Source organism: Pseudomonas sp. AA-38, from assembly GCF_029457475.1.
Classification (GTDB): Bacteria; Pseudomonadota; Gammaproteobacteria; order Pseudomonadales; family Pseudomonadaceae; genus Aquipseudomonas.
Genome location: NZ_CP120359.1, coordinates 4,918,773 through 4,932,018 on the forward strand (window position 1 = coordinate 4,918,773; position 13,246 = coordinate 4,932,018).

The 13,246-nt window shown below is 63.9% G+C and carries 13 protein-coding genes; 9 read left to right on the forward strand and 4 right to left on the reverse strand.

The genetic code is table 11. The features are described from left to right. Window positions 1-167: 167 nt before the first annotated feature. Together glnL and ntrC are read left to right on the forward strand one after the other, a co-directional pair. A complete protein-coding gene (gene glnL, locus PVE35_RS22545; RefSeq protein ID WP_277373042.1) occupies window positions 168-1,256 on the forward strand; it encodes a nitrogen regulation protein NR(II) in 1,089 nt (362 codons plus the stop codon). Further along, window positions 1,253-2,686 carry a nitrogen regulation protein NR(I) gene (ntrC, locus tag PVE35_RS22550; protein ID WP_268179310.1) on the forward strand — a complete coding sequence of 478 codons (1,434 nt, stop codon included), beginning with the start codon at window positions 1,253-1,255 and terminating at the stop codon, window positions 2,684-2,686. The genes glnL and ntrC overlap by 4 nt, the downstream gene beginning before the upstream one ends. Window positions 2,687-2,736: 50 nt before the next feature. Here the strand turns inward: ntrC and PVE35_RS22555 are convergent, their stop codons facing one another. Then, window positions 2,737-3,387 (reverse strand): DUF2076 domain-containing protein, encoded by a 651-nt coding sequence (locus PVE35_RS22555; protein WP_268179311.1) that lies wholly within the window; start codon window positions 3,385-3,387, stop codon window positions 2,737-2,739. A 108-nt stretch (window positions 3,388-3,495) separates the two neighbouring features. Next, complete coding sequence (locus PVE35_RS22560) at window positions 3,496-3,894, reverse strand: TM2 domain-containing protein (protein ID WP_268179312.1); 399 nt, start codon at window positions 3,892-3,894, stop codon at window positions 3,496-3,498. A 147-nt stretch (window positions 3,895-4,041) separates the two neighbouring features. Here PVE35_RS22560 and PVE35_RS22565 point away from each other — a divergent pair, with 147 nt between their 5' ends. Together PVE35_RS22565 and PVE35_RS22570 are read left to right on the forward strand one after the other, a co-directional pair. Further along, a complete protein-coding gene (locus tag PVE35_RS22565; RefSeq protein ID WP_268179313.1) occupies window positions 4,042-5,253 on the forward strand; it encodes a putative DNA modification/repair radical SAM protein in 1,212 nt (403 codons plus the stop codon). Next, on the forward strand, window positions 5,253-6,077 hold the full coding sequence (locus tag PVE35_RS22570; protein ID WP_277373043.1) for a TIGR03915 family putative DNA repair protein: 825 nt from the start codon (window positions 5,253-5,255) through the stop codon (window positions 6,075-6,077). Before PVE35_RS22565 ends, PVE35_RS22570 begins: the two co-directional genes overlap by 1 nt. Before the next feature lie 141 nt (window positions 6,078-6,218). Here the strand turns inward: PVE35_RS22570 and PVE35_RS22575 are convergent, their stop codons facing one another. Together PVE35_RS22575 and PVE35_RS22580 are read right to left on the reverse strand one after the other, a co-directional pair. Continuing rightward, on the reverse strand, window positions 6,219-7,364 hold the full coding sequence (locus PVE35_RS22575; RefSeq protein ID WP_277373044.1) for a PilT/PilU family type 4a pilus ATPase: 1,146 nt from the start codon (window positions 7,362-7,364) through the stop codon (window positions 6,219-6,221). 126 nt (window positions 7,365-7,490) lie between these two features. Then, the gene (locus PVE35_RS22580) at window positions 7,491-8,525 is read right to left on the reverse strand and encodes a type IV pilus twitching motility protein PilT (RefSeq protein ID WP_277373045.1); all 1,035 of its coding nucleotides are present in this window, start codon (window positions 8,523-8,525) and stop codon (window positions 7,491-7,493) included. Between the two features lie 65 nt (window positions 8,526-8,590). On the opposite strand from PVE35_RS22580, the gene PVE35_RS22585 reads away from it, so the two are divergent. The 5 genes from PVE35_RS22585 to PVE35_RS22605 all read left to right on the forward strand — a co-directional run bounded on the left by PVE35_RS22585 (window position 8,591) and on the right by PVE35_RS22605 (window position 13,236). Then, window positions 8,591-9,283: a YggS family pyridoxal phosphate-dependent enzyme gene (locus PVE35_RS22585; protein ID WP_277373046.1), complete on the forward strand. Its 693-nt coding sequence runs from the start codon at window positions 8,591-8,593 to the stop codon at window positions 9,281-9,283. Between the two features lie 17 nt (window positions 9,284-9,300). After that, a complete protein-coding gene (gene proC / locus PVE35_RS22590; RefSeq protein ID WP_277373047.1) occupies window positions 9,301-10,116 on the forward strand; it encodes a pyrroline-5-carboxylate reductase in 816 nt (271 codons plus the stop codon). Window positions 10,117-10,171: 55 nt separating this feature from the next. After that, complete coding sequence (locus PVE35_RS22595; RefSeq protein ID WP_277373048.1) at window positions 10,172-10,765, forward strand: YggT family protein; 594 nt, start codon at window positions 10,172-10,174, stop codon at window positions 10,763-10,765. 2 nt (window positions 10,766-10,767) lie between these two features. Beyond that, window positions 10,768-11,058: a DUF167 domain-containing protein gene (locus PVE35_RS22600; RefSeq protein ID WP_277373049.1), complete on the forward strand. Its 291-nt coding sequence runs from the start codon at window positions 10,768-10,770 to the stop codon at window positions 11,056-11,058. Window positions 11,059-11,268: 210 nt separating this feature from the next. After that, window positions 11,269-13,236: a dynamin-like GTPase family protein gene (locus PVE35_RS22605; protein ID WP_277373050.1), complete on the forward strand. Its 1,968-nt coding sequence runs from the start codon at window positions 11,269-11,271 to the stop codon at window positions 13,234-13,236. Window positions 13,237-13,246: the final 10 nt, after the last annotated feature.

Below are 13,246 nucleotides of genomic sequence, written 5' to 3' on the forward strand. Positions count from 1 at the left end.
GCATTAAATCGCACCAAACTTTATTCTCTCCCTGTTTTGGGTCGAAACGTCCCGCCTGATCGCCTTGCAGTCCGCCCTGATCCCGAGATGACGCAGAAAAAATGCGTCTTTTCGGGGCCTTGGTTTGCTTCTTGCATTTTCCTGCCCATTGCCGGAAAGCACTGCCTATGACCATCAATGACGCGCTGCACCGCCTGCTACTCGACAACCTGACCACTGCCACCCTGCTACTCAACAGCCAGTTATGCCTTGAGTACATGAACCCGGCGGCGGAAATGCTCCTGGCCGTCAGCGGCCAGCGCAGCCATGGCCAGTTCATCAGCGAGCTATTCACCGAATCGCCCGAGGCGTTGTCGTCCCTGCGCCAGGCGGTGGAACAGGCGCACCCGTTCAACAAACGCGAAGCGGTGCTGACCTCGGTGACCGGGCAGACGCTGACCGTGGACTACGCGGTGACGCCGCTGTTCAGCAAGGGTGAAACCTTGTTGCTGCTGGAGGTGCACCCGCGCGACCGCCTGCTGCGCATCACCAAGGAAGAAGCCCAGCTATCCAAGCAGGAAACCACCAAGCTGCTGGTGCGCGGCCTGGCCCACGAGATCAAGAATCCGCTCGGCGGCATCCGTGGCGCTGCGCAACTGTTGTCGCGCGAGCTGCCCAACGAAGAGCTCAAGGACTACACCAACGTCATCATCGAAGAGGCCGACCGCCTGCGTAACCTGGTCGACCGCATGCTCGGCTCGAACAAGCTGCCGTCGCTGGCGATGACCAACGTGCATGAAGTGCTGGAACGGGTGGCCAACCTGATCGAAGCCGAGGCACAGGGCAGCGTCATTCTGGTGCGTGATTACGACCCGAGCATCCCCGACCTGTTGATCGACCGCGAGCAGATGATCCAGGCCGTGCTCAATATCGTGCGCAACGCCATGCAGGCCATCGCCGGGCAGAAGCACGACATGGGCCTGGGCCGCATCAGCCTGCGCACCCGCACCCTGCGCCAGTTCACCATCGGCCATACCCGCCACCGTCTGGTGGTCAAGGTGGAGATCATGGACAACGGCCCCGGCATTCCGCCGGAACTGCAGGAAACCATCTTCTACCCCATGGTCAGCGGTCGTGCCGACGGCACCGGCCTGGGCCTGGCCATTACCCAGAACATCATCAGTCAGCATCAGGGCCTGATCGAATGCGAGAGCCACCCAGGCCACACCGTGTTCTCGATCTTCCTGCCACTGGAACAAGGAGCGACCACGCCATGAGCCGCAACGAAACCGTCTGGATTGTCGACGACGATCGTTCCATCCGCTGGGTACTGGAAAAGGCCCTGCAGCAGGAAGGCATGAGCATCCAGAGCTTCGACAGTGCCGACGGCGTCCTCGCCCGCCTGACCCGCCAGCAGCCGGACGTGATCATCTCCGACATCCGCATGCCGGGCGCCAGCGGCCTCGACCTGCTGGCCCGCATCCGCGAGCTGTATCCGCGCCTGCCGGTGATCATCATGACCGCGCACTCGGATCTGGACAGCGCCGTGGCCAGCTATCAGGGCGGTGCCTTCGAGTACCTGCCCAAGCCGTTCGACGTTGACGAGGCGGTCTCCCTGGTCAAGCGCGCCTTCCAGCACGCCCAGGAGCAACAGAGCCTGGCCGCTCCGGCCGCCCAGGCACGTACCCCAGAAATCATCGGCGAAGCGCCGGCGATGCAGGAGGTGTTCCGTGCCATTGGCCGCCTGTCCCACTCCAATATCACCGTGCTGATCAACGGTGAATCCGGCACCGGCAAGGAGCTGGTGGCCCATGCTCTGCATCGCCATAGCCCGCGCGCGGCGGCTCCGTTCATCGCCTTGAACATGGCGGCGATCCCCAAGGATCTGATGGAGTCCGAGCTGTTCGGCCACGAAAAAGGCGCCTTTACCGGCGCAGCCAACCAGCGCCGTGGACGCTTCGAGCAAGCCGACGGTGGCACCCTGTTCCTCGACGAGATCGGCGACATGCCGGCCGATACCCAGACGCGCCTGCTGCGCGTGCTTGCCGATGGCGAGTTCTACCGGGTCGGTGGCCACACCCCGGTGAAGGTGGACGTACGCATCATCGCCGCCACCCACCAGAACCTGGAAACCCTGGTGCAGGCCGGCAAGTTTCGCGAAGACCTGTTCCACCGCCTCAACGTCATCCGCATCCATATTCCACGCCTGGCCGACCGCCGCGAAGACATCCCCACCCTGGCCAACCACTTCCTCGCCCGTGCGGCGCAGGAGCTGGCAGTCGAGCCCAAGCTGCTCAAGAGCGAAACCGAGGATTACCTCAAGCACCTGCCCTGGCCGGGCAACGTGCGCCAGCTGGAGAACACCTGCCGCTGGATCACCGTCATGGCGTCGGGGCGCGAGGTGCATGTCGACGACCTGCCGCCCGAGCTGCTGACCCAACCGCAGGACGCCGCCCCGGTAACCAACTGGGAGCAGGCGTTGCGCCTGTGGGCCGATCAGGCCCTGGCACGCGGCCAATCCAACCTGCTCGACAGCGCCGTGCCGGCCTTTGAGCGCATCATGATCGAGACCGCCCTCAAGCACACCGCTGGCCGTCGCCGCGATGCCGCCCTGTTGCTGGGCTGGGGCCGCAACACGCTGACGCGCAAGATCAAGGAACTGGGCATGAAGGTCGACGGCGGGGATGACGACGACAGCGACGACTGAAGCCTCCAGGCGGATGACGGCAGCCTGTGCGATGCCGTCATCCGCGTCGTTTAGCTGAAAAAGCTGTCGTCACCACCGTCGAAGAAATCACCACCGTCGAAGTAGCTGTCATCGGCATAGCTGTCGCCTGGCGAACCCGCATCGAAATTGCCGGGATCCTGCTGCAGCGGAGGCTCGACCACCTCGACGATCTCCGTCGGGCTGCCGTGATGGAACAGGCCGCTGAGCATATCGGCCATCATCACACCACCGGCCACACCGGCCGCCGTCTGCAAGGCACCGCGCATGAAACCACCACCCTGCCCCGGCAGTGCAGCCGGTTGCGCCGGTCGCGGGTCGCTGGCGGCAGCGCCCTGGGAAAAGCGCGTTTGCCCCCAGCCGTCCGGGCGCGAGCTCGGCTGCGGCTGAGCATCACGCGCACCACCACCGAACAAACCGGAAAGAAAGCCGCCGCTGCTGGGGCGTTGTTGCTGCATCTCGGCCAGTTGCGCTTCCAGCTCCTTGACCCGCTGATCCTGGCGCTTGAGTGCCGCCTCCTGAATCAGGATGGTCTGCGCCATGTAATAAGGTGCCGCCGGCTGGCGCGCGACATGCTCGGCGATATGCGCATCGGCCTCGGCATCGCGGGCAGCGCTCTGCCGCTCGGCGTCGTGCAAACGCGAGAACAGGCCATCGATCAGGGTTCGTTCTTCGGAATTCATGGGTGCCTCGTTTACTGCAAGTGGCACATCCCTGTAGGGAATTCCTGCGAGGCAGATGCCTCGCTCTGCAGCGTTTGAGCGAGACGCCAGAACGCAGTTCCCTGCCGATCAGCCGCGCTGAGCGTTCTTGATGGAAATTTGCGTATTGAGCGTCCAGAAGTCATAGAGCACGCCAACCAGAAACAGGCCGCCGGTCAGCAGATAGATGATTCCGGTGATCCATTTGCCCTGGTACATGCGGTGCACGCCGAACACGCCGAGGAAGGTCAGCAGTATCCAGGCCACGTTGTAGTCGATCTCACCGGCGGTGAAACGCAGGTCGGCCTCGCGATCCATCGCCGGAATCAGAAACAGATCGATGATCCAGCCGATGAACAGCAGGCCCAGGGTGAAGAACCAGATGGTGCCGGTCACCGGTTTGCCGTAGTAGAAGCGGTGCGAACCGAGAAAACCGAATATCCACAGCAGGTAGCCGATCAGCTTGCTGTGCGTGTCCTGTCGTTGCATGGCGCCCCCCTTGTGCGACATAGCATTATGACGCCACGGTTGTTGAAAAGGTTTCCTCCGCCGGCCTCACGGAATGACAGCACGAATGGCTTGATAGCATTGCGGCACCCAGATACTGTATATAAAAACAGTATCGATATTCTCCGCATGCAACTGATCGAAAAGCTCACCATCCTCGCCGACGCCGCCAAATACGACGCCTCTTGCGCCAGCAGCGGCGCACCGAAACGCAGCTCCAAGGGCAAGGCAGGAATCGGCTCGACCAATGGCATGGGCATCTGCCACAGCTACACACCGGACGGGCGTTGCGTGGCGCTGCTGAAGATCCTGCTGACCAACTTCTGCCTGTACGACTGCCAGTACTGCATCAACCGTCGCTCCAGCGATGTGCCTCGGGCGCGCTTCTCCCCCGAGGAAGTGGTGACCCTGACCCTGGACTTCTACAAACGCAACTGCGTCAGCGGCCTGTTCCTCAGCTCCGGCATCATCCGCTCCGCCGACTACACCATGGAGCAGTTGATCCGTGTCGCCAAGCTGCTGCGCCGGGAGCACCAGTTCCGTGGCTACATTCACCTCAAGACCATCCCCGACGCCGCGCCGGAGCTGATCGCCGAGGCCGGCCTGTATGCCGACCGCCTCAGCGTCAATATCGAACTGCCCACCGAGACCAGCCTGCTGCGCCTGGCGCCGGAGAAGAACGTTGGTAGCATTCACCAGGCCATGCAGCACATTCACCTGGGTGAGCGCGAGGCCAAGGAAGAGCGCCGTGCGCCGCGTTTCGCACCGGCCGGGCAGAGCACGCAGATGATCGTCGGCGCCGACGCCACCGACGACAGCACCATCCTGCACAACGCGCAAACGCTTTACAGCGACTATCGCCTGCGCCGCGTCTACTACTCGGCCTTCAGCCCCATCCCGCAAAGCCCGAAAACCGTGCCCTTCGAGGCGCCGCCATTGCTGCGCGAACATCGCCTGTACCAGGCCGACTTCCTCATGCGCGGCTATGGCTTCAGCGCCACGGAACTGCTCGCCGGCCCCGGCAACCTGGCGCTGGATATCGATCCCAAGCTGGCCTGGGCGCTGGCCAATCGCGAGCAGTTTCCGGTGGACCTGAACCGCGCCGATGAGTCCTTGATCGCTCGCGTGCCTGGCATCGGCGTGCTCAGCGCGCGGCGCCTGGGCGCCCTGCGACGCGAAAGGCGCATCCGCTACGAGGATCTGACCCGCCTGCGCTGCGTGCTGGAAAAGGCCAAGCCCTTCATCGTCACCCAGGACTACCGGCCACCGCGCGCCGAACATGAATCCATGGTGCTGCGCCAGCAATTGCGCGACACCCCGGCACAGATGGCATTGTGGTGATGCACAGCCTGCGCTTCGACGGCACCTTCGCCACCTGGCGCCAGGCCGCACGCCGCGCCTTGCTACAGGGTCTGGCCCCGCATCAGGTGCAATGGCTGGACGAAGAAAGCGCGCCCGGCCTGTTCGATGAAGCGGCCGAGCAGGCACCGGAGCCCAGCGGCCGCCTGCGCGTTTCTCCCGAGCTGCTGGAGCTATTGGACAGCGCTGCGCAATACCGTGGCGACGAGCGCTGGAGCTTGCTGTACCGGGTGCTGTGGCGCTTCGTGCAGGGCGAGCGCAGCGCCATCCTGGCCGGCGACCCCGACGGCAGCGAACTGCAACGCAGGCTCAAGGCCGTGCGTCGCGAAGCGCACCACCTGCACGCCTTCGTCCGCTTCCAGCCGTGCAAGGCCGAAGACGCGCCAGACTTCGTCGCCTGGTTCGAGCCGGCGCACGACATTCTCGCCTCGGCCAGCGGCCACTTCGCCGAACGCCTGGGCAAGCACAGTTGGTTGATCGCCACCCCGCGCGATGGCGTGCTCTGGGATGGCCAGCACCTGCAGCACGAACGACGCTGCCCCGCGCAGTGGCGGGTGTGGGCGCAGCAGCCCGAGGACGACGGCCAGGCGCTATGGCGCGCCTACTACGGCAGCACCTTCAACCCGGCACGACTCAATCGCACGGTGATGCAGCAGCATCTGCCGCTGAGATTCTGGAAGCATCTGCCGGAAGGGCCGCTGATCCCGCAGTTGATGAGCGAGGCACGCGCCGGCGCGCAGCGCGACGGCCAGGCCATGGTGCTTGCTGGCAGCAAGGGCAAACGTATCACCCGACGCAACGGATGACCGCTTTACGTAGGAGCCAGCTTGCTGGCGATCAATCCGTAGCCCGTAGCCTGGGTTGAGCGCAGCGAAACCCGGGAAGCTCCACACCCAGCCTACGCGGGGTCGATTGGGGCGATCAGCAATGCCTTGGAGAAACCACCATCAGCGAAAACGACGCCCTGGGTCTTCCTCGCTGATCTCCAGCGACAGGCCCTGCGCCATGCTCGTCAGGTGGTCGCCATCGGTTTCCGAGCCCAGCTTGATCATCAGGCGCAGGTCGTTGGCCGAGTCGGCATAAAGCAGCGCGTCCTCGTAGGTGATCTCGCCCTGGGTGTAGAGGTTGTACAGCGCCTGATCGAAGGTCTGCATGCCCTGCTCGGTGGAGCGCTTCATCAGGCTCTTGAGTTCGTGAATCTCGCCCTTGCGAATCAGGTCGGCGGCCAGCGGCGTGTTGATCAGCACCTCGATCACCGCGCGACGGCCCTTGCCGTCCGGGGTCGGCACCAGTTGCTGGGCGACGATGGCCTTGAGGTTGAGCGACAGATCCATCCACACCTGGTTGTGTCGATCCGGCGGGAAGAAGTTGATGATGCGATCCAGCGCCTGGTTGGCGTTGTTGGCATGCAGGGTGGCCAGGCACAGGTGGCCGGTCTCGGCGAAGGCCACGGCGTGATCCATGGTTTCGCGGGTACGCACCTCGCCGATCATGATGACGTCCGGCGCCTGGCGCAGGGTGTTCTTCAGCGCCACCTCGAAGGAGTCGGTGTCGATGCCCACCTCACGCTGGGTGACGATGCAGCTCTGATGCTGGTGGATGTACTCGATCGGATCCTCGATGGAAATGATGTGGCCACTGCTGTTGCGGTTACGGTAGCCGATCATCGCCGCCAGCGAGGTGGATTTACCCGTGCCGGTGGCGCCGACGAACAGCACCAGGCCACGCTTGGTCAGCGACAGTTTCTTGAGGATTTCCGGCAGCTTCAGCTCATCGAGGGTGGGAATGTTGGTTTCGATGCGGCGCAGCACCATGCCCACCAGGTTGCGCTGGTAGAAGGCACTGACGCGGAAGCGGCCGATGCCGCGCGCGCTGATGGCGAAGTTGCACTCGTGGTGCTCGGCGAAATCGCGGCGCTGGGCATCGTTCATCACCCCCAGCACGGTTTCGCGAGCCTGCTCCGGGGTCATGGGGTTCTTGGTCACGGGCATGATCTTGCCATTGACCTTCATCGAAGGCGGCACACCGGTGGTGATGAACAGATCCGAACCACCCTTTTCCACCATCAGACGCAGCAGCTTCTCGAATTCCATCGTCGCTCTCGTAGCTTCGTGTGCAATACCGCCGGCAGGTGACGGCCGAATCGTAGGAGCGAGTTCTGCTCGCGAACAGGCTAACGCCAAAAGCTTCGCTCGCGATGCTCGCTCCTACACCAGTTCCTAGAAGTTTTCCGGGCTCTTGGCCTTTTCCCGCGCGCTGTCGCGGCTGACCAGGCCCTTGGCCACCAGGGTCTTGAGGCAGGCATCGAGGGTCTGCATACCCAACGCGCCGCCGGTCTGGATCGCCGAATACATCTGCGCCACCTTGTCCTCACGGATCAGGTTACGGATGGCCGGCGTACCGATCATGATTTCGTGGGCCGCCACGCGACCACCACCGATCTTCTTCAGCAGGGTCTGCGAGATCACCGCCTGCAGCGATTCGGAGAGCATCGAGCGCACCATGGATTTCTCCTCGGCGGGGAACACGTCGACCACGCGGTCGATGGTCTTGGCCGCGGAGGTGGTGTGCAGGGTGCCGAATACCAGGTGGCCGGTTTCCGCCGCGGTCAGCGCCAGGCGGATGGTTTCCAGGTCACGCATCTCACCCACCAGGATGATGTCCGGGTCTTCCCGCAGCGCCGAGCGCAGCGCTTCGGAGAAGCCATGGGTATCGCGATGCACCTCGCGCTGGTTGACCAGGCACTTCTTCGACTCGTGGACGAATTCGATGGGGTCTTCGATGGTGAGGATATGGTGGTACTTGTTGCTGTTGAGGTAGTCGAGCATCGCCGCCAGGGTGGTCGACTTGCCCGAACCCGTTGGGCCGGTGACCAGCACCAGGCCGCGCGGCACGTCGGTGATCTTGCGGAACACCTCACCCATGCCCAGGTCGTCCATGGTCAGCACCTTGGACGGAATGGTACGGAACACCGCACCGGCACCACGGTTCTGATTGAAGGCGTTGACCCGGAAGCGCGCGACACCCGGCACCTCGAAGGAGAAGTCGGTCTCGAGGAATTCCTCGTAATCCTTGCGCTGCTTGTCGTTCATGATGTCGTAGATCAGCGCGTGCACCTGCTTGTGGTCCAGCGGTGGCAGGTTGATGCGGCGCACGTCGCCATCGACGCGGATCATCGGCGGCAAACCGGCCGAGAGGTGCAAATCCGACGCGCCTTGTTTGGCGCTGAAGGCAAGCAGCTCGGTAATATCCATGGGACTCCCCAATTGCAGGCAAGCAGGTAGAATGCCGCGAACGCTTAACGGCCGGGCCGCAAGTAATGTCCACGATAGCAGAGAATATTGCAAAGGTCGGAGCGCGCATCCGTGAGGCGGCGCAAGCATCGCAGCGCGATTTTGCAGGGATCGGCCTGCTCGCGGTGAGCAAGACCAAACCCGCCGAGGCCATTCGCGAGGCGCATGCCGCCGGTATCCGCGACTTCGGCGAGAACTACCTGCAGGAAGCACTGGAAAAACAGGCCACCTTGAGTGATCTGCCCTTGATCTGGCACTTCATCGGCCCCATTCAGTCGAACAAGACCCGGCCCATCGCCGAGCATTTCGACTGGGTACATTCGGTGGATCGCCTGAAAATCGCCCAACGCCTGTCCGACCAACGCCCTGCGCACCTGCCCGCGCTGAATGTCTGCCTGCAGGTCAATGTCAGCGGTGAGCAGAGCAAATCCGGCTGCAGCCCTGCAGAGCTGGCGGAACTGGCCCAAGCCGTGGCCGCCCTGCCCAACCTGCGCCTGCGCGGGCTGATGGCGATACCCGAACCCACCGATGATGTCGCCGCGCAGCACGCTGCCTTCGCCCGTCTGCGCCAGTTGCGTGACGACCTCGCGCTGAACCTCGACACCCTGTCCATGGGCATGAGCCATGACCTGGAAGCCGCCATTGCCGAAGGCGCCACCTGGGTACGCATCGGCACCGCCCTGTTCGGCGCCCGCGACTACGGCCAGCCCACTCACTGAATGAAGGAATTCCCGCAATGAGCAACCCGATCATCGCCTTCGTCGGCGCCGGCAACATGGCCGCCAGCCTGATTGGCGGCCTGCGCGCCCAGGGCGTGGCGGCCAGCGCCATCCGCGCCAGCGAGCCTGGCAGCGAACAACGCGCACGACTGCAGCAGGAACAGGGCATCGCCACCTTCGCCGACAACGCCGAAGCCATCAAAGGCGCCGACCTGATCGTGCTGGCAGTCAAGCCGCAGATCATGAAGGCGGTCTGCCTGGATCTGGCCGCACACCTCGCACCGAACCAGGTAATAGTCTCCATCGCCGCCGGCATCAGTTGCGCCAGCCTGGAGAAATGGCTGGGCGAGCGCCCAGTGGTGCGCTGCATGCCCAACACACCGGCGCTGCTGCGCCAAGGCGTATCCGGCCTGTTCGCCAACCCGCGCGTCAGCACCGAGCAGAAGGCGCAGGCCGAACAGGTGCTGAGCGCCGTCGGCCTGGCCCTGTGGCTGGACGAGGAAAGCCAGCTCGATGCCGTCACCGCCGTCTCCGGCAGCGGCCCGGCCTACTTCTTCCTGCTGATCGAAGCCATGACCGCAGCCGGCGAACGACTCGGCCTGCCACATGAAACCGCCGCGCGCCTGAGCATCCACACCGCCCTGGGCGCTGCACGTATGGCTAGTGAAAGCGACGTGGACGCCGGCGAGCTGCGCCGCCGCGTCACCTCGCCGAACGGAACCACCGAGGCGGCGATCAAAACCTTCCAGGCCGGCGGCTTCGAGGCGCTGGTACAACAGGCACTCGATGCCGCCGCCAACCGCTCGGCCGAACTGGCCGAGCAACTGGGCTAGGGTCTGTCGACGACGACCACGCCGAAGTATCAAGTGCCCTTAATAAGGAGACAGCATGTCCGGACTCATCGAAGCCCTCATCTACATCATCCAGACCCTCGGCAGCCTGTACCTGCTGATCGTGCTGCTGCGCTTCATCCTGCAACTGGTGCGCGCCGACTTCTACAACCCGCTCAGCCAGTTCATCGTCAAGGCCACGCAGCCGCTGCTGACGCCGCTACGCCGCATCATCCCGGGAGTCGCCGGGCTGGATCTGGCCTCGCTGGTTCTGGCCATCGTGGTGCAGTTGCTGCTGATGATGGTCACCCTGACCCTGATGGGCTACAACGTCGGCGGCTTCATCCTGCAACTGCTGGTGTGGTCGATGATCGGCGTGACCTCGCTGTTCCTCAAGGTGTTCTTCTTCGCCCTGATCATCAGCGTGATCCTCTCCTGGGTCGCGCCCGGCAGCTACAACCCCGGCGCACAACTGGTCAACCAGATCTGCGAACCGCTGCTGGCACCCTTCCGTCGCCTGCTGCCTAACCTGGGCGGCCTGGACATTTCGCCGATCTTCGCCTTCATCGCCATCAACCTGGCGGATCGCTTCATCATCGGCGGCCTGGCGGCCTATACCGGCCTGCCGCCCATGCTCAGCCCCTTCCTCTGAGGATGAGTTTCTACCGCTGGGACGGCGAGGATCTGATCCTCGACTGCCACCTGCAGCCCAAGGCGAGCAAGGACGAGTTCGCCGGGCTGCATGGTGAGCGGCTGAAGATCCGCCTCACCACCCCGCCCGTGGACGGCAAGGCCAACGCCCACCTGCAGGCCTTTCTGGCCAAGGCCTTCGGCGTCGCCAAGAGCCAGGTGAGCCTGGAAAGCGGCGAGCTCAACCGACAGAAACGCCTGCGCATCCATGCGCCCCGCTGCCTGCCCTCCCTGCCTGGCCTGCAGCGCCCCTGACGACCGCTCGGCCACCCCAGCCGACCATAAGGCGGGACTGTCGCAGCGGCGATTGACGCTCACCTCCTACCTCGCATAATGCAGGCTATCCGCACACGCCATGCTACCTGGCGGCCAAATGCCCCGTGCCAGGCCAGTACCAAGCGCTGCAGCTATCGAACGCCCTTAACCGAACTGCTGCTGTACGTATCGCCCAAGAGGAGAGCCAGGATGAGCATGGAACGTCTCAGTCAGCAGGTGGATGCCTACGTTGGCTGGAAGCGCGAGCTGATCCGCGAGATCACCCGCTATCGTGGCTGGCTCGAACACAACCGCCTCAGCTCCGACGCCGTCACCAGCAAACTCGAGCGCGCCCTCAAGCTGCTGCGTACCGACCACATCACCCTGGCCTTCGTCGGCGAGTTCTCGCGCGGCAAGACCGAACTGATCAACAGCCTGTTCTTCTCCGAATATGGCCAGCGCATGCTGCCGTCCCAGGCCGGGCGCACCACCATGTGCCCCACCGAGCTGTTCTTCGACCCGCGCTCGGAACGCTCCTACATTCACCTGCTGCCCATCGAGACGCGCAGCACCTCTGCCAGCGTGGCCCAGTTCAAACGCATTCCCCGCCATTGGGTGAGCATCCCGCTGGACAGCAGCGACCCGGACAACATGGCCCAGGCCTTCAGCCAGGTGGCCAAGACCAAGGTCATGCCCGTGGAACAGGCGATCCAGCTCGGCTTCCACCCGGACATGCTGGAAAGTGCCGACAAGCGCGGTCATGTACTGGTGCCGGCCTGGCGCCACGCCTTGGTCAACTTCGACCACCCGCTGCTGCGCCAGGGCCTGCGCATCCTCGACACGCCTGGCCTCAACGCCCTGGGCAGCGAGCCGGAACTGACCCTGTCGATGCTGCCCAATGCCCAGGCCATTATCTTCCTGCTGGCCGCCGATACCGGCGTCACCGCCAGCGACATGCAGATCTGGCAGCAGCACATCCGCCAGCTCGATGAAGACACGCCTACCAGCCTGTTCGCCGTGCTGAACAAGATCGACGTGCTGTGGGACGACCTGGCCGGCGAAGCCTTCGTGCACAACGCCATCGCCCAGATGCAGAGCGCCACGGCCAAACAACTCGGCCTCGACCAGGCCGACGTGCTGCCGTTGTCGGCCAAGCAGGCGCTGCTGGCCAAGGTGCGCCAAGATGAAGCGCTGCTGGCGCGCAGCCAGATGAGCGAACTGGAGAACCTGCTGTGCGAACGCATCGTCGCGCAGAAGGAGCGCCTGATCGAAGAACAGGTGGTGCGTCAGGTACTAGCACTGCTCAACAACAGCCAGCACGTACTCGGCCTGCGCCTGGAAAAGGTCAACGAACAACTGGCCCTGCTCGGCAACCACCAGCAGGACAACGGCCAGCTACTGCTGGAACTGACCGCCAAGACCAAGGACGATCACAACCTGCACCACAAACGCCTGCTGGGGCTGAAGACCAACCAGCGCCTGCTGCAACGCCAGGGCCAGTTGCTGCGCCATGCGGTACGCGCCGAACGCCTGCAGGAGCACCTGGAAAAGGTTCGTCGCAACCTCAGCGGTAGCTGGACTACCCTGGGCATCAACCAGGCCATCGTCAGGTTCTTCCAGGCCGTGGAGCAGGATCTGCACAACCTGCAGCACGAAGCCGACCTGGCCAACAAGATGGTCGCCGCCATCTACCAGCGGCACAACGAAGCAAGCCCACTGCACGGCGTCGACGCCCCGCAGTTGCAGATCAAGCGCTACTGGCGCGAACTGCGTCAGCTACAGGCCAAGGGTGACCAGTTCCGCCTGCACCTGAAAACCCTGCTCACCGAACAGCGCAGCCTCACCCGCCGCTTCTTCGCCACTCTGGCGCAGGAGGCCATCGGCCTACACCAGCGCCTGCGCCACGACGCCGAACAATGGGCAGCCGACGCCCTGATGCCGCTGATGCAGCACACCCTGGAACACAAGCAGATGCTGGAAAGCCACATGCTGCGCCTCAAGGCCCTGGCCCAGGAAACCCAGCAAACCCGAAAACGCAGCGAGCAACTGGCGCAATACCAGGAAGAACTGCAACAACAACTGGCCCAGGCCGCCGACATGCTCCGCACCCTACGCCGCCCGGCACCGGTGCAGCGCCAGGGCAAGGTGGTCAGCTTGCCGGTGGCGGCGCGGTTGTAGGAGTTTTGGG